Source organism: Micromonospora sp. DT201 (assembly GCF_049841575.1).
Classification (GTDB): domain Bacteria; phylum Actinomycetota; class Actinomycetes; order Mycobacteriales; family Micromonosporaceae; genus Micromonospora.
Genome location: NZ_JBNCKP010000023.1, coordinates 87396 through 108291, shown reverse-complemented (window position 1 = coordinate 108291; position 20896 = coordinate 87396). Strand labels below are relative to the sequence as shown.

Here is a 20896-nt window from a genome sequence, read left to right as displayed (position 1 = left end):
GGTGGAGGGGTCACTGGCCCGTCCAGACCGCCTTCGCGCCGGAGTCGCCGGTGCGGACCACGTAATACACGGTGACGATGGCAGCCACCAAGGCCAACACCTGCAACGCCGGGGTCAGCACCCGACCGGACCGACTGCCGTCGGTGGCGCTCGTCTCGGCGGCTCGCGGCGGGACGAACCGGACCAGCGCCAATGCCACGATCGCCAACCCGATGGTGGCCCAGAGCGTGCTGTCGCCGAACTCCTGGTGTGTCTCCAGCGTCGGGACGAATTCGGGAGTGACCCGGTTGGCGGCGCGCATGCGCTCGAAGAAGGCGTCCCCGGAGAGCTTCGCCAGCAGAGCGGCGACCGGCGCGCCCAGGGCCAACAGCCCCAGCACCCAACGGGTGTGTGGCCGGATCGGCGCGACGAGCGCGTAGCCGATCGTCAGGAGAGCCAGCAAGGGCACGAACACGACTGCGGCGTGCAGCACCAGAGGGTGGGCGGGGATGCCCATGAACTCTTCGAACATCGGCGTCTCCTCCGGCGGCATCGCGTGGACGTCGCTCGTCCAACAAGGGACGGTACCGCAATGGCCTGTCAGCCCCCTGCAGCTACGCAGTTCGATCAGCGGTCGCAGCGCAGTGCGGCCAAATCGACGGCAGCGGCCATCGCCCGCATGCCCTCGTCGTTCGGGTGGAGATGATCTCCGCCGTCGAAGAACGGCGAGATCGCCAGCGGGTCGTACGGACTGCGGGTGACCTTGTCGAAGTCGACCACCGCGTCGAACACGCCGCTGTGCCTGATCCAGTCGTTGACACCTTGGCGCACGGCCTCACCGGTGGCGTCGTACGTCGGCCAGCCCTTGTAGGCCGTGACCGTGGCGCCGACGACGCACTTGCCCGCCGCGTGCGCCCGGTCGACCAGTTGCCGGTAGCCGGCGGCCAGGTCGTCCACGGTGACGCCGGACCGGGCCTTGATGTCGTTGATACCGGCGAACACGAACACCGTGCTGACCCCGGGGTGGGCGAGCACGTCGCGATCCAACCGGTGCAGTGCGGCCTGTCCGGCACCGTTGACGAGCACCTTGTTGCCGGAGATGCCCTCGTTGGCCACGCCCTTCACCGTGCTGTCGGGCGCGGCCTGGAGCCGCCGGGCGAGGTAGTCGGGCCAGCGGCGGTTCCGGTCCGTCGTGGAGGCCCACCCGTCGGTGATGGAGTCGCCCAGCATGGCCACCGAGCTGATCGTGGTGGACGTCTGCACGCTGACGGCGTCCAGCCAATACCAGAAGGTCATCGCGTCGGTCCAGTTGGTCGCCGCCTCCTCGGCGGCGTGATCACCCGCGCTCGCGTACGACGTCTGCATGGCCATGCCGTGCCCGCTCATCGGCCCCTGGGCACCGGTAACGTAGAGGCTCACGACGAGATCGCTCTGGGCGGCCAATTCCCCGGGCAGCGGGTCGCTGAGGATCGTCTCCCCGGCTGGGACGGTCACCGACGGCCGCCCGCCAAACATCAGCCGCCGGTTACTGCCCCGGATCAGCTCGGCGCCCTGCCGCTGCAACCCCGCGTAGGCGCTGGCGAAGGTGACCGGGTGGTCGCCGAAGGCATTGGTCAGGCGAATCCGTAGGGCGTTCCCACCGACGCTGGTGCGGACGACCAGCCGGTAGCTGCGCTCGGCGGGCCCGGCGTTCTGCCGGTCGGCACTGGCCGCCCAGGTGACCGCGAAGTGCTGGCCCCCGACGGCCGCCGGTTCGTGCCGCGCCCGCGCCGCGTACCCGACCAGGGGTATGCAGAGCGCCGTGACCAGCGCCGCGAGGGTGGACGCCGCCAGGCGACGCGATGACCCAGCCCGCATCAGAGACTCCCAGTTCACGGAAATCAGTGCGGGCTCTTGCCGAAATTGCTGCCCAGCGCGGTCGACGCAGCGCAGGGCAGCTCGCCCGGGGCCAACTGGGTGTGCGACGGCCGCCAGAGCTCCGCACCCTTCGCGGTGACGCGGGCCAGGATGCAGTCGTACTGGGCGGCCCGCAGGGCCACGCCGACTCTGCCGCCCTGTGCGGTCACCTCCTGCGCGATGGCAGGGTCCAGACTCAGGTCGGCGATCGCCCGGCGGATGGCGGACTCGTCCGGGCCGGCGGCCTGCAGAGCGCTCTTCAACCGTTCGTCGACGCCCCTGAGTGACGGATCCTTGGTGACCGTTGGGGGATGACCGGCCGGGCAGTCGACGTCGTCGTCGCGGCTGTCGTCATCCGGGCCGAGCTGAAGGCGGAAGCAGATCGGCTCGTCGCGTTCGTCGATGACCGAGCCATCCTTGCCGATCTCCACCCCGTGCCCCAGCACACGCAGCACCAATGTCACGCCGGTCTCCCAGTGGGTCTCCCCGGCGACCGTGAGGACCGTGACGCCGGGGTGCTGACCGGCGGAGTGCACGTACTTGTCAGCCTGGTAGAGGTGATCGTACTCGAACCTGAACAGGACCTTGTCGATCTTCTCTGCGGCGTCGGCGACGGCAGTGTCGTGAATCTGGTCAGCTGGGCTGTCAAGAAGGTGCCACAGACCACCACCGACCAGCGCCACCACCAGCAGCATGGCTCCGCTGAGAACCCAGCGCCGTCTTGTCGTGGTCACGGACGGGATTATGTCGCAGCCGGGGCGGCACTGATGCCCCTCGGACGGCTGAACGCGATCCCCGGACGGCCACTTCGGACTCAGGTCACCGCCGCACGCACACCGAGGCCGAGCAGGATCGCACCGGTCAACCGATCGAACACGCGTCGCACATTCGCCCTGCGGAGCAGCCGGGCGGCGGCGCCGGAGACCACGGTCCAGCCGGCGAGCCAGCAGGTGTGCAGTGCGGCGTGTGCCGTGGCGAGGAGCAGCATCGGCACCAGCACCGGTCGACCCGGTTCGAGGAACTGTGGTGCGAGGGTGAGGTAGACGGCGGCGGCCTTGGGGTTCAGGACGTTGCCGAGCAGCCCTTGCAGATAGGGGTGGTCGACGCGCCACGGCAGTCTGCGGGCACGAACCGTCGGTGGCCGCTCGGTTGGGCGGCGGGACGCGGTCCAGAGCAGCCAGACCCCGAGCCCGACCAGGTAACCGGCGCCGACCAGCTTGACGACCCAGAACGCCTGGGACGAGCGGAGCACCAACGCGGCCAGGCCGACAGCGGCCAGGGTGGCGTGCACGTAGAGCCCGGTGACCGTACCCAGGATCACCCACCATCCCCGCCGCCGCCCGCCGGCGGCGACCCGCGAGACGACAAGCGTCAGGCTCGCCCCCGGAGTGGCGGTGATCGGCGCGACGGCGACCAGGAAGCCGAGCACCGCTACGCCGCGCATGCTCAGACCACCACCCGGAAGTGGGTGGTGAGCATACCGGTGTCGTCGTACACGTGGAATGCGACGCCGGGCGGCTGGGTCTGGGTGGTCAACCGCCCCTCGCCCTCCCAGGGCATCCGGAGGGTGGAGACCACGCCCGGCGCGATCCGCAGTGGGCGGCCGGCGAAGGTGCTCGCGGCGGCGGTGTGGAAATGCCCGGTCAGCACGGCGGCGACCTGCGGGTGGGCGGCGACCAGCTCAGCCAGGGGGTCGGCGGGCAGCAGCCGCGTCGGGTCGATGACCGGGTGGTGCAGCACCACCGGCGGGTGGTGGAAGGCGATGAACGTCGGCGTTTCGGCGGGCACCGTGCGCAGTTCGTCGGCGAGCCACGTCATCGTCTCGTCGTCCAGGTGGCCGTCGTCCTCGCCGGGCACGGAGGAGTCGGCGAGGAGGAAGACCGCGCCGGCCACGTCGTGACGGGCGTTGATCGGGCCGGTGCCACCGCTGTCGTCACCGAGCAGACCCTTGCGGTACGCGTCGCGCACATCGTGGTTGCCGGGACAGGTCAGGACCGGCAGCGGGGAGTCGAAGAGCCTCGCGGCCAGCTCGTACTCGGCGACCTCGCCGTGGTCGGCGATGTCCCCGGTGACCAGGATCGCGTCGACCGGTCGGGGCAGGGCGTGCAGGTAGTCCATGACCCGGGCGGTCCGCTCGGCCGATCGGGGATGGCTGTCGAGGTGGGTGTCACTGAGATGCGCGATGACCAGCACGAAGACTCTCCTAATGGTTATTACCGTTAAAGCCATTAGGGAAGCTACGCTAGGCCAGGCCGGCCACACAAGCCGCAACGGGAGGAGAACCACCCATGTCACCGCAGCTCGCGCTCGCCCTGGCCAGCACGATCCGGCACGACGGCAACGGCGGGGTCGCCGACGACCTCGGCGATGTCGCGGGCCTGACCACCTGGCTCCGCGAACAGGCCGAGCCACTGCGGGAGTACGTCGGCGGACTCGACGGCCTCGCCAGCTCGGTCGACGAGCAGATCCGACTCGACGTGGTGGCGGTACGGCGCGCCACCCGTACCCTCTTCGCGGTGGCGGTCCGTCCGGGGCCGCCGAGCCGGGCCGACTCCTCCTCGCTGCTCACCCCGCCGGAGGCGGTCAGCCGGCTCAACCAGGCCGCCGCGGCGCTGCCGGTCCGGCCGGTGCTGAGCTGGGAGGAGGGGGACGCGCCAACGCTCACCTGGCAGGGCGAGGCGGTCGACGCGCGACTGAGGCTCACCGCAGGGCTGGCCCGCGCGGCCATCGAGTTCCTCGCCAGCCCCGCCCACAAGGAGTTGCGCGCCTGCCCCGCGCCCCGCTGCGTACGCTATTTCGTCAAGGACCACCCGCGTCAGGAATGGTGCAAGCCCTCCTGTGGCAACCGGGCCCGCGTCGCACGGCATTACCAGCGTCAGGCCGCAGCTCGATAGCGGATTCCGGCAGCTATCGGGAACGCGGCAGGCAGTCCTTCTTGTACTTCAGGCCCGAGCCGCACCAGCAGGCGTCGTTGCGCTCCGGTGGCCACGCGATTCGCGCGCTGGGTCGAGCCGACACCTCGGCCGCGTAGCCCGCCCGGACCGCCGCGTCGGCCGGGTCGCCGTCACGTCGACCGGCGAACGCGTTCAGCCCGGCCACGGTCGCGGTGAACACGCCCAACCCGGCCTGACCGGCACTCGTCAGCCGGACCAGCTCCTTCTCCAGCCGGCCCCGGTGCGCGTCCCAGTCCGGCCCATACACCTCGGTCAGCGCGGCGTGCTCGGCGAGCAGCCGATCGAACTCGGCCCGAGGCCAGAAGAGCAGGTCCGACCCGGCGCCCCTGCGCTCCCCGGCCCGGCGGACGAGTTGGGTTTCCAGCCGGTCCGCCAGGTCGTCCTGCCGGTCGTGCGGCAGGTTGAGATTCCGGCGTACCCGGTGTCGTTGTTGGAGCAGGAAGAAGAGGACACCGGGAGCGTCCGGCGGGCCGAGATCCACCACAGGGTCGGTCGCGGTGCTGGCCGACGCGGACGCCCCGGCGGCGGTCGCGCGCTCGCCGAGCAGGGTGTCGACCGCCTCGCTCAGCCACGTCTCGGCGGTCGCCGAACGACCACTGGCATCCAGCGCCGCACTGACGTAGGCGGGGGCGTCGGGCTGCACGAGCAGCAGAGGGCGCAGCGCGGTCAATTCCGTCATCGCCTCGTCGTCACGACCGCCGGCCCGGAACAGGGCCCGGGCCCGCAGTGCCCGGGCGAAGCCGGCCCGGGGGTCGTCTTCGGACGGGTACGCCGCCAGAGCCTGCTCCGCGTACCGCAGAGCGGCGTCGGGTCTAGACCGGATCTCGGCGATCTCGGCGGCCAGGGTCAGGGCGTCCCCGGCGTCGTCCGGATCCTCCAGCCGGCCCTGCTCGGCCGCCTCGGCGAGATCGGCGGCGACACCGAGCGGGTTGGCCGTCCCGAGCGCCGAGCGGCGAAGTTCGGCGAGGTCAGCCTTGGTGAGCACGTCTTTCGTCGGCACGATCTCACGGTACGACGGGGTGCTTCCCCCCGGCCCGAGTATGGCCATCTCGTGTCAGCCGTGTCACCCGGGCCGCTGCGCGGTCGTGGCGGTTGTGCCGGTGAGCGGTATGACTCTGAGGTATATCTATACCTCAGAGTCATACCGCTCGTTGTGGTGTCCGCGCGCGCGGACGTCACGCTGCGCAGCGTCCGTTCCGTGCTGTCGGATCCGCGCGCCTCGCGGGTTGATCGGATCGTGCGGGGTCAGCCGTCGCCGCCGCGCCCGGCGGACGCGGCCGGGGCGTTGCCCCAGACCGCCTTCGCCCCGGAGTCACCCACCCGGTAGACCTGGACCAGGTTCGCGGCTGCCACGACCACGGCAAGCACCGCGATCACCACTGCGACCGGAGCAGAGGTACGGCGGGAGGTGGTCTTCTCGCCGGCCGGGCGGGCCTCGTGGCGGTGCAGCCAGAACAGCGCGACGGCGGCGACCAACAGCGGCAGCGCGAACCAGATCAGCATGTCCCCGAGTTCGGCGTGCACGCCCGGGTCGCCGACCCGGCGCTCCAGGTCCTCACCAGTGGAGGAGGCGACCGGAACCGCGGCTGTGGCCAGCGCGGTGATCAGCACGACGAGCCCGCCGTAGCGGCCCCGCCAGGACGGCCGGATGGCCAGCGCGGCGACGCCGATCGCGGCCAGTGGCAGCAGGACCACCACGGCGTGCACCACGAGAGGGTGCAGCGGCAGTCCGTTGACGGTGTCGGGCATGAAATCTCCTCGGCGCTCGGGATGTCACTCCCGTCACCATATTTCGCCATTCTTGCGAAGTTCTTGCGCTCTCCGTTCAGAGTGCGGGCAGCAGCAGCGTGAAGGTCGCACCGCGACCCGGAGCGCCGGCCACCTCGAGCGACCCCCGGTGGGCCTGCGCGACCTGCTGCACCAGGGCCAGGCCCAAACCGAAGCGGCGGCCCGTCCCGTCGGTGCCGTGCGTAAAGCGGTCGAAGAGGCGGTCTGCCTCGGCCGGGTTGAGGCCCACCCCGTCGTCGGTGACCTCGGCGGCAATCCGACCATCGCGGCGTTGCACGGTCACGCTGATGTGCCCGCCAACAGCCACGTGCCCGATGGCGTTGTCCACCAGAGCCGTCAGCGCCCGCCGCAGGGCGGTGCGGGCACCCCGGACCATGACCTCCCCGGTCGCCTCGACGCGAAGCTCGATCTCCCGTTCCCGTGCGTACGCCGACATGCTCGCCACCACCTCGCGGGCCACCTCCGCCAGGTCGACCGCCGTGTTCGGCGGCGGCTGGTGTTCGGCGGCGGCGGACACCAGCAGATCGTCGACGACCTCACCGAGCGCCCGTGTGTCGGCCACCAACTGGTCGAGCTGATCGGTGAGCTGTTCCGCCGGCTGAGTCCGGGCTCGGCGGGCCAGCAACTGCGCACGGGTGTGCAGCACAGTGAGCGGGGTGCGCAACTCGTGTGAGGCATCGGCGACGAAACGGCGTTGCAGGGTCAGCGCGGTGGCCAGGGGAGCGACGGCCCGCCGGGCGAGCAACGCCGCAGCCGCCAGGGCTCCGGCCAGGCCGGCCAGCTCGGCCACGAGCAACGCGATGCCGAGCTGCCCTTGGCGCTCGCGCAGCGGCGCGAGGTCGGCGGCGACCGCCCAGCGGCTGCCATCCGCCCGTTGGGAGACCAGCACGCGGACCGGGTGATCGTCGCCCGCGTCGGTGTCGTATCTGCCAGGCTGCCGCCGCAGCGCATCGTCGAGCACTCGTGTGAGCTTCGGCGACGCGCTCGCGGTCACCTCGGCCACGTCAGCTCCGATCGCCAGCCGGGCCAGGAACTGGCCGGGCGGCGGGTCGTCCACGTCCTCGGCTGTGGTGAGCACCTGACCCAGCTCCGAGTCCAGTGCCTGCGACTCCTGGCGGCTGGTGAGGACGAACATCAACGCTCCGACCAACAGCAGGACGGCGCCGATCGCCCCGGCGGTCTGGGCCACACTGCGTCGTCGGGCACCTTTCAGCCGGACCTCGTCCACGCAGTCAGCCCGTACCGATCCGGTAGCCGAGACCGTGCACCGTACGAATGGCGCCTCGGCCCAATTTGCGGCGCAGGTGATGAACACAAGCGTCGACGCTGCCCGGAGCGTCGGCGTGGTCGAAGGTGGTGCTCAGCAACTCCGCCCGGGTGAAGACCTTCGTCGGCCGGCCGGCGAAGGCACGCAGCACGGCGAACTCGCGGGCGGACAGCGGGATCTCCTCGCCGTCGTCGAGCACCCGGCGGTTGCCCACGTCCAACCAGCGCCGTGGCCCCAGCGGCAGTCGGCTCGCCGCGTCCTGGTGTCGACGGCGCAGCGCCCGGAGCCGTGCCAGCAGCTCGGGGACCTCGAAGGGCTTGACCAGGTAGTCCTCGGCGCCGGCGTCGAGCCCCTCCACCCGGTCGTCGAGGGAGCCCCGCGCGGTGAGGAGTAGCACCGGGAAGGTCACCCCGCGCTCCCGCAGCCGGGTGACCAGGTCCAGACCGTCCAGCACCGGCAGCCCTCGGTCGACGATCATGAGCTGGTAGTCGCGGGCCAGCGCGTGGTGCAGGCCGCTCTGTCCGTCCCCGGCCAGGTCGACCTCGTACCCCTCCTCGGCGAGCAGGTCGGCGAGCAGCGCGGTCAGCGCGCGGTCGTCCTCGACCAGCAGCAGGCGGGGGCGGGCACTCTCCACCCGCCCAGTATTCCTCCTGCCGGATCCCCGTGATCGGAAGCCGCCGCACCGAGCGTATTTCCCCACCGCTTGTGCGCATTAAATACTTGTAGCCGTCAATATAACAACTGCTCCTAAGGCTCTCCGAGTGGACGGTCGGATACCGCCGTTGACGCTTCCCGGATTGGCATTTTAACGCATTATTGCTCCATAGGGATCCGTTACCGTCAGTGATAGAAGAATGTTGCCCAGGTCAACCTTGTGCTCAGCGGACGAGCGCATTGATGCATTGAACTGCGGTTACATCAACAACTGGCTGTCGATGTCGATGGCAGAAGGTCGCCCCGGTTACCCTGCGTGACTGGGTGACTGCTGCACTGCAATCGCTGGTGGAAGGTGGCGACTGGGGGCCTGGAAGATTGCTCGGGGGCGGAGTTCACGTTATAAAGCTGTAACAGGGCGGAAGCATTGGGAAATCATTTGCCGGGCTAACGTTCTACAACTAGAGCCGCCATCCGACGGAAACCCGTTCGGGTGGCGGTGCCATGTGTCAGCACGATGAGGAGGGCGTCCCGCGTGGAGCCGATGGTCACGGAGCCCCAGGTGCTCCGCGCCGGAGAGCCGGACGACGGACGGGTGCAGAGCGCGACGTCGCCCGCCCCGGTCCGGACGGTCAGCAAGTCGCCGACCCGGATCGCCCTCGCCCGGCTACGCCGCGACCGGATCGCGATGATCTGTGCCGCGATCTGTGTCGTCTACGTCCTGATCGCGATCTTCGCGCCGCTGCTCGCCCGGCTGGAGGGGCAGAACGTCAGCGACCTGCACCAGAACCTGATCGACGAGTTCGGCTTCCCGACGATCGGGCCGACCGGCGAACACTGGTTCGGGGTGGAGCCCCGCCTGGGCCGCGACCTCTTCGCCCGCTGGGTGTACGGCGCCCGCCCGTCGCTCATCGTCGCTATCGCCGTCACCACGATCACCACCATCGTCGGCGTGGTCGTGGGCCTGGTCGCCGGCTTCTCCGGCGGCTGGATCGACCGGGTGCTCTCCTGGCTGATCGACCTGGTGCTCAGCCTGCCGTACCTGCTCTTCGCGATCGCGAGCTCCGCGGTCCTGGTCGCGATCTTCGGAGGTGCCGACGGCGCCGGCTCCGAGGACGTCGCCCAGATCCGCTTCATCTCCCTGATCTGCGTGCTGTCGTTCTTCGGCTGGGCGAGCCTCGCCCGCCTGGTCCGGGGGCAGGTGCTCTCCCTGCGTGAGCGTGAGTTCGTCGCGGCGGCCAAGGTGCTCGGCATCCCGACCCGGCAGGTGCTCTTCAAGGAGTTGCTGCCGAACCTGGTGGCACCGATCGTCGTCTCCGTGTCGCTGGCCCTGCCCGGCTACGTGGTGGCCGAGGCCGGTCTGACCGTGCTCGGAGCCGGGCTGATCGAGCCCACCCCGTCCTGGGGCCTGACGATCTCCGCCGCCACCACCTACTACCGGGCGGACCCGCTCTACCTGTGGCTGCCCGTTCTCGGCATCACGATCCTGGTGCTCGCCCTGAGCCTGCTCGGCGACGCCGTGCGCGACGCCTTCGATCCCCGGACCCGTCGATGAAGACGCCCTGGGTTGGAGGGGAAACACGGACCCCGCACGTCGGAGGTCCGCTGACTGAAAGAAAAGGCAGGAGTATGTCTGTGAGGCAACTCAAGGTTGGTCTCGCCGCCGCCCTGGCCGCCACCATGGCGGTGGCCGGCTGCGGCAGCCCTTCGTCGAACAACGGCAGCAGCGACGGGGGTGGCGCCAAGGGCATCGAGACCCAGGAGAGCGCGTTCGACCCGGCCGCCAAGGGCCCAGCGGCCGAGGTGCCCGGCGCCAAGAAGGGCGGCGTCATCACGGTCTTCTCCCAGCTGACCCCGAACACGTTCGACCCGACCGACACCTACTACGCCGACGCGCTGGCGATCGAGAAGCTGATCTTCCGCAGCCCGACCCAGTTCGCGATCCGCAACGGCAAGCCGGTGCTCGTGCCGGACCTGACCGACCTCGGCACCGTCTCGTCGGACAAGCTGACCTGGACGTTCAAGATGCAGTCGGGCATCAAGTACGCCGACGGCAGCGAGGTCAAGGCCGAGGACATCGCGTACGCGATCAAGCGTTCGTTCGCCCACGACGTGTACGCCAACGGCCCGACGTACCAGCTGACCACCTTCAAGGACGGCGACAAGTACAAGGGCCCCTACGCCAGCGGCGACTCCTTCGCCGGCGTCGAGACCCCGGACCCGACCACGCTGGTCATCCACCTGGCCCGGCCGTTCGCGGACCTGCCGCTCTTCATGACCTTCCCGGTGTTCACGCCGATCCCGAAGGCCAAGGACACCAAGGAAAACTACAAGAACAACCCCCTCGCGACCGGGCCGTACCAGTTCGACACCTACACCCCCGGCACCGAGCTGAAGCTGAAGAAGAACCCGAACTGGGAGCCGAACACCGACGCGGTGCGGCACCAGTACGCGGACGGCTTCGACTTCAAGTGGGGCGGCGAGGAAGCGAAGACCCAGCAGCAGGTGCTCAACAGCGCCGGCGAGGACGCCAACGCCCTCAACTACGGCCCCATCGACGCCTCGCTGATCCCGCAGGTGACCGGTGACAAGAAGGCCCAGCTGATCCAGGGCGAGCAGCCCTGCACCTACTCGGTGCAGATGGACACCCGCAAGATCCCGCTGGAGGTGCGCAAGGCGGTCGCCAAGGCGTACCCGTACGACCAGATCAACAAGGCCGGCGGCCTGAACAGCTTCAACTCCCAGCCGGCCAGCACCGTCCTGCCGCCGAGCGTGCCGGGCTACACCAAGTACGAGCCGCTGCCGGGCCTGAGCGGTGTCGGCCAGGGCGACCCGGCCGGAGCCAAGGCCGACCTGGAGGCGGCCGGCAAGGTCGGCTTCGAGCTCAGCTGGTACTACGACAACACCAAGCCGATCCCGCAGCAGAGCAACCAGATCCGGGTCGACGCGCTGAAGGCGGCCGGCTTCACCGTGAAGCCGATCGGTGTCACCACCGCGGAGCTGCGCTCCAAGATCGCCGGCTACGACGCTCCGGTCAACATGGGTCAGCAGCCGCAGGGTTGGTGCTCGGACTGGCCGAGCGGCGGCAGCTGGTTCCCGGTGCTCTTCCAGACGCACAGCATCTCCGACAACCTCAGCTGGGGCGAGCTCAGCGACAAGGAGCTGGACGCCAAGATCGACGAGATCGCCAACCTCCCGGCCGACCAGGCCGTCGCCAAGTGGGGCGAGTTGGACAAGGAGATCATGGGCAAGTACGTGGCCCTGCCGCGCTACTACGGCAAGCTCGCCTTCGCCATCGGCACGAACATCGGTGGCGCCGAGGGCGACGCCTCCGCAGGTGAGCCGTTCTACCTGAACATGTTCCTGAAGAACTGATCTCCCGCACTCCCCGTCGTGGACGCCGGCCGGCCTCCGGCATAGTGCCGGCCGGCGTCCACCCCTCTCCCCGTTCCGGCTTGGGCTCCCAGCCCGGGCCCGCTGCCACCAGGAGCCTCGGCGGTGCTCATCTACATCCTGCGACGGATCGCCAGCGCGGTCTCCGTCGTCATCGTGACGCTGGTCGCCAGCTTCGGGCTGTTCTTCATAGCGCCCACCGACCCGGCCGGGACGATCTGCGGCCAGCGCTGCACCCCGGAGCGCTACGCCGACATCAGCGCCAGCCTCAACCTCGACGAGCCCGTCGTGGAGCAGGTCGGCGGCTATCTCAAAGGGCTGGTGGTCGGGCGGACGTTCCACTCCGGTGGTACCGCCATCGACTGCGACGCGCCCTGCCTCGGCTACTCGTACACCCTCGGCCAGCCGGTGACCAAGCTGATCGGGCAGGCACTGCCGATCACCGTCTCGATCGTCCTCGGCGGCGCGGTGGTGTACCTGATCGTCGGCATCCTCGCCGGCGTCATCGCGGCCCGAAGACGAGGCACCTACGTGGACCGACTCATGGTCGGCACCTCGCTCGGGATCAACGCCGTGCCCTACTTCGTGTTGGCGCTACTCGTCTCGCTGTACGCGACGTTCCTGCCGCACGCCGCCTACCACCCGCTGCTGGAGAACCCGCTCACCTGGGCGGGCGGGCTGCTGGCCGCCTGGCTGACGCTCGGCCTTGCCAACGCCGCCTCCTACACCCGCTACTCCCGAGCGTCCATGATCGAGACGCTGGGCGAGGACTACATCCGCACCGCCCGCGCGAAGGGCATCAGCGAGCGCCGGGTGGTCTACCGCCACGGCCTGCGCGCCGCGATCACCCCGATCGCCACCATCTTCGGCGTCGACCTGGCGATCCAGTTGACCGGGGCGATCTTCACCGAGGCGATGTTCGGGTTGCCCGGCCTCGGTGTGCTGACCCTGCGCGCGTTCAACCAGTACGACCTTCCGGTGCTGATGGCCGGCGTGCTGGTCGGCTCGGTGGTGCTGGTCGTGATGAACCTGCTCGTCGACATCCTCTACACGATCCTCGACCCGCGAGTGAGGCTGGGATGACCGAACCGCAACTGCTGTCGACCTCGGACCGGCGACCCGAGACGGTCTCTCGCGCCCGTCGGACCGCCGGCGACCGCGCCGCTGGGCAGTCCTACCTGGAGGTCAAGGACCTCACCGTCACCTTCCCGACCGCCGACGGCCTCGTGCGGGCTGTGCAGGGGCTCAGCTACTCGCTGCCACTGGGCCGCACCCTCGCGGTGGTCGGCGAATCCGGCTCCGGCAAGAGCGTGTCCAGCATGGCCATCATGGGCCTGCACGATCCGCGCAACACCCGGATGACCGGCTCGATCACGGTCGGTGGCGAGGAGATCGTCGGCATGCCGGCGGCCGAACTCCGCAAGCGGCGGGGCGCCAACGCGGCGATGATCTTCCAGGACCCGCAGTCGTCGCTGCACCCGTACTTCACCGTCGGCAACCAGATCATCGAGGCGTACCGGGCACACCACCAGGTGTCCAAGCGGGTGGCCCGGGACCGCGCGGTCGACATGCTCGGCCGCGTCGGCATCCCCAACCCGGGACGCCGCCTGGACGACTACCCGCACCAGTTCTCCGGCGGCATGCGGCAACGCGCAATGATCGCGATGGCTCTGGTCAACGACCCCAAGCTGCTGATCGCCGACGAACCCACCACCGCCCTGGACGTCACTGTGCAGGCGCAGATCCTCGACCTGATCATGGAGTTGCAGCAGGACTTCGGCTCCGCGGTCCTCTTCATCACCCACGACCTCGGTGTCGTCGCCGAGATCGCCGACGACGTGCTGGTCATGTACGGCGGACGCGGCGTCGAGTACGGCCGGGCCGAGTCGATCCTCGGCCAGCCACTGCACCCGTACACCTGGGGTTTGCTGGAGAGCATCCCGGCGGTCTCCGGCGAACCGGCCCGGCTGCACCCCATCCCCGGCACGCCGCCCAGCCTCCTCGCGCTGCCTACCGGCTGCTCGTTCCACCCACGGTGCGAGTTCGCCGGCCGGGTGCCCGGCGCCGCCTGCTCGGTCGACCTTCCGGAGCTGGCCTCCCGCACGGCGGACACCACCCGGACCTCCCGCTGCCACCTGACCGACCCGGCCGGGATCTTCGAGACCGACATCCTGCCCCGGCTGCCCTGAAGGAGCACGAGATGACCACCACGACCGACACCGCGACCCGTCCGGTGCCCGCCGAGCAGCCGGGCGGGCCGGGGGCGCCGCTGCTGGAGCTGCGGGATCTCCAGATGCACTTCACCGCTCGGGGCGACGGATGGTTCGGCCGCGAGGCTCACCAGATCCGGGCCGTCGACGGGGTGTCGCTGCAACTGCGCGCCGGCGAGACGCTCGGCCTGGTCGGCGAATCCGGATGTGGCAAGACCACCACCGGCCGCATGATCACCCGGCTGCTGGAGCCGACCGGCGGGCAGGTCCTCTACCAGGGCACCGACATCACGCACCTGAAGGAAAAGGACCTGCGCCCGTACCGGCGGGAGCTGCAGCTGATCTTCCAGGACCCGTACTCGTCGCTCAACCCGCGGCACACGGTGGGCACCATCATCGGCGCACCCCTGCGGGTGCACAACCTCGTACCCAAGGGCAAGGAGCTGGACCGGGTACGCGAGTTGCTGGAGGTGGTGGGCCTCAACCCCGAGCACTACAACCGGTACCCGCACGAGTTCTCCGGCGGCCAACGGCAGCGCATCGGCATCGCCCGCGCGCTCGCCGTACAGCCCAAGGTGATCGTCGCCGACGAACCGGTCAGCGCCCTCGACGTGTCGATCCAGGCGCAGGTGATGAACCTCCTCGAAGACCTGCGCAAGGAGTTCAACATCGCGTTCGTCTTCATCGCGCACGACCTGGGCGTGGTGCGGCACTTCTGCGACCGGGTAGCGGTCATGTACCTCGGGCGGGTCGCCGAGATCGCCGACCGCGACGCGCTCTACGGCACCCCGCAGCACCCGTACACCCAGGCGTTGCTCTCCGCCGTACCCGACCTGGGAGTCGTACGCGGCGGTGCGCCGAAGTCGCGGATCCGGCTCGCCGGCGACGTGCCCGGCCCGGCGGACCCGCCGGCTGGCTGCCGCTTCCGCAGCCGCTGCTGGAAGGCCGAAGACGTCTGCGCCACCACCACCCCGCCGCTGCTGCAGGTGGGCGACGGGCACGGGGCCGCCTGCCACTTCGCGGGCGCACTGGAGGAGCCGACCGCCGCAACGGCGGCCTGATTGCCGGCCGGGCGGCGGCGTCATGGACGCCGCCGCCAGCCTGGTTCGCTCAGAACTCCTCGTACACCGCCGGGTCCTGGTCCGCGAGCCGTCCGTCCGGGCGGCCCAACGCGGTGATCGCCTCGACCTCCGCGTCGGTCAGCTTGATCCCGAACACGTCCAGGTTTTCGAGCTGCCGCTGCGGGGAGGCGGCCTTCGGCAACGGAATCACCTGGCGGGTCACGTGCCAGGCCAGGATGATCTGCGCCGGGCTGACGCCGTGCGCGGTCGCGATCTCCACGATGACGGGATGCTGCTGCAGGTCGTTGCCGTGGCCGAGCGGACTCCACGCCTGCACGAGGATGCCCTGCTCCCGGTGGTAGTCGACCGCCTCCTGCTGCGGGAAGTACGGATGCACCTCGATCTGGTTGACCACCGGGGCGACCCCGGTCTCGGCCACCAGCCGTTCGATGTGCCCAGGCAGGAAGTTGGACACGCCAATGTGCCGGACCAGGCCGCGCTCGCGGGCCTCGATCAGCGCCCGCCACGCCTGCACGTACAAGTCGACACTCGGGTTCGGCCAGTGGATCAGATACAGGTCGATCCGGTCGAGGCCAGTGCGGAACACACTCTCCTCAATGGTGGTCAACGCCTCGTCGTAGCGGTGGTGCCGACCCGGCAACTTCGACGTGACGACCAACTCGTCCCGCACGTCGCCCGCCGCACGAGCGGCCCGGCCAACAGCGCCCTCGTTCTCGTAGTTGAACGCCGAGTCGAGCAACCGGTAACCCGAGCGGATCGCCTGACCGATCGCGTCGACACCCGCCGAGCCGTTCAGTTGATACGTGCCGAGCCCGATCGTCGGCAGGGTGGTGCCGTCGGCAGCCGTCAGGTGCGGAATCGTCATGGTTGATATACCTTTCGTCGACCCTGACTGGACCCTACCCGCACGAGCTGCGCTCCTGTGCAGGCATGATCCGAGGCAGGCTGCGGCCCTGCCCCGGATCGCGATCAGTGCCGCTAGCGGTTACCGGTGATTGCCCGCCCCGTCGACGACTCGCCGCTCAGCAGCGGGTCGGTACGCCGCTCGCTCTCTGGTAGATCCATCGCCGCGGTCAGGAGGTTGGCGAGCCGGCAGGTGTCGTCCAGCCGTTGCCCCTTGCCGGCCCAGTCGTCGAAAGTGAGCCTGATGTTCTCGTCCGTGGTGATGACGTCCAGGACGGGGCCCCGCTTGTCGCGTTCGCGGAACCGCACGTAGCGAATGTCCGAGAGGGGAAACTCGCGTTCGATCGTGCCTTGTTTGCGCACTGCGTTCTGTGCCGAGATGAAGAAGCGTTCGGATGTCACTCCCAGGTAGGCGTCCTCGCCGAGGAAGCGGTCGAGATTGACATCGGCGATGGCCAGCAAGGGCTCCTCGCCAGGCACGACCCAACGCAGGATCCGCAGTAGGTCGTCCGGCACAGCCTCATTGAACACCGTGAGAGGCGGATCCAGCCGAGGGGGTTGAGTGTGAGCACGGTTGCGCAGGGTCGCCACCCGCTCGGCCAACGCCTCGGCCATTCCAACCGAGTCGCGGATGTTCTGACGCTTGGCGGTGAACGGCAGGCTGAGCTCGGTCGGAAGCTCGGCGAGCAAACGGCACTGACGTTCAAGGCCGGCGAGGAGACCCGCCACGTCGTCCATGGCTCGGGTGTGCTCACGCTGAGTCTCGGCGACCAACTCGGCCAGAAGCCGTTCGTTCTCGACCGCATTCGCCTCGTCGCGGCTGATGTGACCGGCGCGTAACACCTGAGAGCGATACCAGGACCACTCCGCCATGAGCATGCCGTGCGCGTCGGCGAGAATCTGCTCGATGTTCTTCAAGATGTAGGCGCGCCGGCTCTGTCCGTCAGTGTCGAGCGCCTTGATGTGCCTGCCGACGAGCGACTTGAAGAGAAGCCGTTGCTTGCGCAGGTCTGGGTCCCTCGTAGCAATGGTGGCGAAGATGTGGTCGTTGACGGTGCCGGCGGCCTGGGACTCACGCACAGCGCGCATCGTCGTTTCGTGCAGGCCGAGCAGCGTCGTCCACTGATCCTCGTGCAGAGCCTGGAGAACATTACGGGTGAGTTGAACGTTCTCGTCGATACGACGTGAGATTGATGCCAGCTGCACCTGCAGCGCCAGGAGCGCAGCGGCCGGCCCGAGCACAGCGAGTATGGATGCGGTCTGCAACCCTGCCGCCGGCGCCCAACGCACCGACGCGGCGATCTTTCCCTTGCCTGTGACGAGCGAACCCAGGTTCCAGCCGCCCGATGTCATCGGTCGCGCCGTCTTGAGCGCCTGCAAAGTCTCGGGCGCCAAACGCACCAGCCCCTGCACGGTGCTCGCGCCCTGTGCGCCCTGCGCGGCCAGATTGCCGATGCCCGAGGCCATCGCGAGTTTGTCGGTCAGATCTTGGCGCGTCTGAGCGCTCATCATCTCGAAGGGAATCACGTCGAGGTCGACGGGCGGCTCGTCCGCGAAGAGCACGGCCACTCCCGGCTCGACCTCGACCAGGCTGACCGTCGGCCCATCGCTGGGGGTCACGGTGGCCGCGGGCACGTTGTCGACGGTTATGGAAAGTTCGTTCTCGGATCCCTCGGCCTCAGGCGCCATCCCACATCCTTCATGATCGACAACGGGAATATCACAGTAGGTGTCAATGTGGTCACCCCGGCTCAACCGGAGCGGCACCTGAGCGCGCGGACTGTCCACACACGAGTGGCCGAATAGATTGAGCACGAGGTGTGCCAGCGCCTCGGGTCGCCACAGGTTGGCTGAGTCAGCTATCGGTTCGTGGTGCTGACGGTCGGCTGGAGGCGCGCGAGCAGGGTGCTCACCTCGGTGTGCAGGCGACGCAGTTCCGCCGCCGTGGGGGCCAGCTCGTAGCAGTGGTGGTGCGTGGCGGCGGAGAGCGTCGCCCAGGCGAATGCCACCCGGCGAGCGGTTTCGGTGCCCGGACCGAGGCGGCCGCGCAGCATCAGCTGTTTCGCACGGCCCTGCCGGCACGCCGCCACGGTCGGTTTCACCCGCCGCCAGTAGGCGTCGATGCCACCTTCGAGGGCGAGTCGGATGAGGCAGGCGCAGGCGCGCGGCCACCAACCCCCGGTCACCGCGACGCTCCCGAGCAGACCGGACCCGTGCAGCAGCTGATCGGCCGCCGCCAGGCAGCGCTGTGGCGTCGGCGCGGTCACGACAGCGCCGTCGCGAGGAGGCGGGCGTCCGCGACGAGGCCGGGCAGGTCCGCCGGGTACGCCCCGTGCACACCTTCCCGGCATGCCTGGTACGCGTTGACGGCCCGCCGTCCGTGTCGCCGGCTGAGCCAACCGAGCACGTCGCCGCCCTTCTCGGCGTCGTCGAACGCCGCCAGGGCGATCGTGGTGGCGACCCTCCGGGACGCGTCCTCGATCGCCTTCTCGACGTCGGCGTGCGGGACGCCCCGGGCGACCCGGTTCCGCCAGACCACCCGATGGCAGGCTGCCTCCACCGCCGAGCGGCACAGTTCAGCGACCACCGGTCCGCGTACCTCGGCGGGGATCTCCTTGCTGTGCGCCAACGCGGACGCGTCGTCCAGGTAGCGGGTCACCGGGTCCGAGCCGGGCCGCAGGGTCACCACCGACTTTTCCGCACGGTGCACCTCGATGATGCGGGCGTCGCCGAGACCGAGCCGGGTGACCGCGTCGGGCAGTCGCGTGTCGTGGGTGAAGACCACCACCTGCCGCTGCTCGGCCAGCTCCGCGAGGACCCGGGCGAGACCGTCCACCTTCGCCGGATCCATGCTCTGCACCGGGTCGTCGACGATGATGAACCGGAACGGGCTCTCTGGGGCGCAACTGCGGGGCAAGAAGGTGGCCAGCCCGAGCGCCTGCATCTCACCCTGGCTCATCACCCCCAGCGCGGTGCCGTTGTCGGCGCCATCCACGCTGACCGGGAACACGACTCGCCGCCGGGTGTTCGCGCCCTCCAGCGTCATCGAGCCCAGCTCGACGTTGCTCTCCTGCCGCAACTGGGCCCAGATCCGCTGCGAGTGCCCGGCGAACGGCGCGACCCGCTCGTTGCGAATCTTTCCGCCGGTGTCCTTCAGCCACGCGCGCGCGGCCTTCAGCCGGGTCAGGGTCGCCTCCCGCGCCGGCAACCCGCTGGCAGCGGCCACCCACTCGCGCACGTCGGCCGCAGCCGCCCGCCAGCCCGTGTCGCGCTGCCGCAGAAACCCTTCGGCGTACGCGCGGGCCGCGTCCGCCGCCGCCACCACCGCTGGGTAACGCGCGGCCAGGTGGGCAGCCAGTTCAGCCGGCTCCCCGGGTACGCGCCGCAGCGCGGCCACGGCGTCGCGCAGCGCCCCGACCGGCGGCTCCGACCCAAGGCTCTGGTTCTCGGGCACCGCGAGGTCATCGATCAGGTGGTGCGTCTGCCGCAGCAGAGCCGTCAACCGGGTCGTGGCCGTCTGGGCGGCGACGCTGCGCTGCCGAAGCTGGGTGAGCGACTGCGCGGCGGCGGCACGCCACCCACCGTCGAGGGTGCCGGCGGCGCACACCGGGCACGACCCGTCGCCCTGATCGTCGTGGTGTTCGAGGGCGAGGCGCAGCAGTTCGGCGCTGCGCAGCGCGGCCCGGGACCGGCCACCGTCGTACCGCTGGGCGTCGACCGCCGCGTCCCGCAGCTGACCGGCCAGCCGAATAACCTCCTCGACCGGCGGCGGGGCGAGGGCGGCGAGCTCCCGGCAGAGCAGCATCGCTCGGTCGCTTGTCGCCTCGTCCGGCTCGTCGAGGATCGCCGTCACCGCGGCGAGGTCGACCGCACCCCGGCCGCGCAGGAGTGCGGCGGTCCGCCGAGCACGGTCGTCAGCGATCCCTTCGAGCGCGTCGACCAGGGCGGTGCGCTGTCCGCGTACCTCCTTGATGGTGGTGTCGTGCGGACGGGCGGCGCGCAGCAGACGCTGGTCGGCGTCGGTGAGCGCGTCCAGCCCGAGGATCGCGAAGAGCGCGTCGAAGAGCTGGCTCTGCGTGCCGGCGGCGAGCTTGCCCAGCTCGGCGGCGGTGAGGAACGGTCGGTACAGCTCCAGCGCACGGGACAGACCCAGCTCGGACAGGTCAGCGTGCCGGCCCTGGGCGCTGGTGACGGTCACCTCGGCGTCGGCCAGCTCGGCCCCGACCGGCCAGGCCCGGTTCACCCGGGTCGGCGTGGCCACCCCGTCGACGCGCAACTCCACGCCGACCCAGCACGGGTCCGGGTTGTGCAGGTTGCGCCACCCCGTACGCCAGACGCTGGTCTTGTCGGCCCACCGGGCGCTGTCACCGGTCAGTGCGAGTTCGGCGGCCTCGGCGAAGCTGGACTTGCCGGAGCCGTTGCGGCCGACAACCAGCGTGAAGCCCGGCCCAGGGCCGATCGGGACGGTCCGTTCCGGGCCGACGCCGCGGAACCCGGCGACGGTCACCGACTTCAACCAGATCCGTTCCGCCGGACCATCGCCGGTCGAGGCGCGGGGGTCGAGCCGGGTGGGAGCGCCGGCGAGGGCGGCGGTCAGGTCGTCCTCGCCGGCGAGTGCGGCGAGGACGAGCTCGGCGGTCTCGGTCGGTACGTGGTCGGTGGCGGCCAGCCGGTCGAAGATCAGCTCGATCAGCGGTGCGGTGGGAGGCTGGGTCATGGTCGTCTCCAGGCGTGTGGTGTCCGCGGGCCGACGGCTCGTCGGCCCGCCCG

Annotated in this window: 19 protein-coding genes; 6 read left to right on the top strand and 13 right to left on the bottom strand. The window is 70.0% G+C overall.

All coding sequences use genetic code 11. The features are described 5' to 3' along the window. Positions 1-10 precede the first annotated feature (10 nt). The 5 genes from ACLQ28_RS29180 to ACLQ28_RS29160 form a co-directional block, all read right to left on the bottom strand. Positions 11-511, bottom strand: a complete 501-nt coding sequence (locus ACLQ28_RS29180; protein WP_425689466.1) for a DUF2231 domain-containing protein — start codon at positions 509-511, stop codon at positions 11-13. Between the two features lie 95 nt (positions 512-606). Then, complete coding sequence (locus tag ACLQ28_RS29175; protein ID WP_425689465.1) at positions 607-1836, bottom strand: SGNH/GDSL hydrolase family protein; 1230 nt, start codon at positions 1834-1836, stop codon at positions 607-609. A gap of 23 nt (positions 1837-1859) precedes the next feature. After that, a complete protein-coding gene (locus ACLQ28_RS29170; RefSeq protein ID WP_425689464.1) occupies positions 1860-2609 on the bottom strand; it encodes a hypothetical protein in 750 nt (249 codons plus the stop codon). A gap of 80 nt (positions 2610-2689) precedes the next feature. Then, positions 2690-3319 carry a LysE family translocator gene (locus ACLQ28_RS29165; protein ID WP_425689463.1) on the bottom strand — a complete coding sequence of 210 codons (630 nt, stop codon included), beginning with the start codon at positions 3317-3319 and terminating at the stop codon, positions 2690-2692. A 2-nt stretch (positions 3320-3321) separates the two neighbouring features. After that, positions 3322-4068 (bottom strand): metallophosphoesterase, encoded by a 747-nt coding sequence (locus tag ACLQ28_RS29160; protein WP_425689462.1) that lies wholly within the window; start codon positions 4066-4068, stop codon positions 3322-3324. A gap of 95 nt (positions 4069-4163) precedes the next feature. On the opposite strand from ACLQ28_RS29160, the gene ACLQ28_RS29155 reads away from it, so the two are divergent. After that, positions 4164-4769: a CGNR zinc finger domain-containing protein gene (locus ACLQ28_RS29155; protein WP_425689461.1), complete on the top strand. Its 606-nt coding sequence runs from the start codon at positions 4164-4166 to the stop codon at positions 4767-4769. A gap of 13 nt (positions 4770-4782) precedes the next feature. Here the strand turns inward: ACLQ28_RS29155 and ACLQ28_RS29150 are convergent, their stop codons facing one another. The 4 genes from ACLQ28_RS29150 to ACLQ28_RS29135 form a co-directional block, all read right to left on the bottom strand. Beyond that, positions 4783-5829 carry an SEC-C metal-binding domain-containing protein gene (locus ACLQ28_RS29150; protein ID WP_425689460.1) on the bottom strand — a complete coding sequence of 349 codons (1047 nt, stop codon included), beginning with the start codon at positions 5827-5829 and terminating at the stop codon, positions 4783-4785. A 245-nt stretch (positions 5830-6074) separates the two neighbouring features. Then, complete coding sequence (locus ACLQ28_RS29145; RefSeq protein WP_425689459.1) at positions 6075-6578, bottom strand: DUF2231 domain-containing protein; 504 nt, start codon at positions 6576-6578, stop codon at positions 6075-6077. A 76-nt stretch (positions 6579-6654) separates the two neighbouring features. After that, complete coding sequence (locus ACLQ28_RS29140) at positions 6655-7845, bottom strand: sensor histidine kinase (RefSeq protein ID WP_425689458.1); 1191 nt, start codon at positions 7843-7845, stop codon at positions 6655-6657. Positions 7846-7849: 4 nt separating this feature from the next. Beyond that, positions 7850-8518, bottom strand: coding sequence for a response regulator transcription factor (locus tag ACLQ28_RS29135; protein WP_425689457.1), 669 nt, complete (start codon positions 8516-8518; stop codon positions 7850-7852). Positions 8519-9082: 564 nt separating this feature from the next. Here ACLQ28_RS29135 and ACLQ28_RS29130 point away from each other — a divergent pair. The 5 genes from ACLQ28_RS29130 (at position 9083) to ACLQ28_RS29110 (ending at position 15202) form a co-directional block, all read left to right on the top strand. Next, complete coding sequence (locus ACLQ28_RS29130; RefSeq protein ID WP_425689456.1) at positions 9083-10093, top strand: ABC transporter permease; 1011 nt, start codon at positions 9083-9085, stop codon at positions 10091-10093. 80 nt (positions 10094-10173) lie between these two features. After that, complete coding sequence (locus tag ACLQ28_RS29125; protein WP_425689455.1) at positions 10174-11913, top strand: ABC transporter substrate-binding protein; 1740 nt, start codon at positions 10174-10176, stop codon at positions 11911-11913. Between the two features lie 123 nt (positions 11914-12036). Then, positions 12037-13014 carry an ABC transporter permease gene (locus ACLQ28_RS29120; protein ID WP_425689454.1) on the top strand — a complete coding sequence of 326 codons (978 nt, stop codon included), beginning with the start codon at positions 12037-12039 and terminating at the stop codon, positions 13012-13014. Further along, on the top strand, positions 13011-14120 hold the full coding sequence (locus ACLQ28_RS29115) for an ABC transporter ATP-binding protein (RefSeq protein ID WP_425689453.1): 1110 nt from the start codon (positions 13011-13013) through the stop codon (positions 14118-14120). The genes ACLQ28_RS29120 and ACLQ28_RS29115 overlap by 4 nt, the downstream gene beginning before the upstream one ends. An 11-nt stretch (positions 14121-14131) precedes the next feature. Next, positions 14132-15202: an ABC transporter ATP-binding protein gene (locus ACLQ28_RS29110; protein ID WP_425689452.1), complete on the top strand. Its 1071-nt coding sequence runs from the start codon at positions 14132-14134 to the stop codon at positions 15200-15202. A gap of 49 nt (positions 15203-15251) precedes the next feature. On the opposite strand, the gene ACLQ28_RS29105 is transcribed toward ACLQ28_RS29110, so the two are convergent. The 4 genes from ACLQ28_RS29105 to ACLQ28_RS29090 all read right to left on the bottom strand — a co-directional run bounded on the left by ACLQ28_RS29105 (position 15252) and on the right by ACLQ28_RS29090 (position 20843). Continuing rightward, positions 15252-16088 (bottom strand): aldo/keto reductase, encoded by an 837-nt coding sequence (locus ACLQ28_RS29105; RefSeq protein ID WP_425689451.1) that lies wholly within the window; start codon positions 16086-16088, stop codon positions 15252-15254. Between the two features lie 113 nt (positions 16089-16201). Beyond that, entirely contained in the window at positions 16202-17815 is a 1614-nt protein-coding gene (locus ACLQ28_RS29100; protein WP_425689450.1) for a hypothetical protein, read from the bottom strand. Positions 17816-17985: 170 nt separating this feature from the next. Beyond that, positions 17986-18393 (bottom strand): hypothetical protein, encoded by a 408-nt coding sequence (locus ACLQ28_RS29095; protein WP_425689449.1) that lies wholly within the window; start codon positions 18391-18393, stop codon positions 17986-17988. Beyond that, a complete protein-coding gene (locus ACLQ28_RS29090) occupies positions 18390-20843 on the bottom strand; it encodes an AAA family ATPase (RefSeq protein WP_425689448.1) in 2454 nt (817 codons plus the stop codon). Before ACLQ28_RS29090 ends, ACLQ28_RS29095 begins: the two co-directional genes overlap by 4 nt. Positions 20844-20896: the final 53 nt, after the last annotated feature.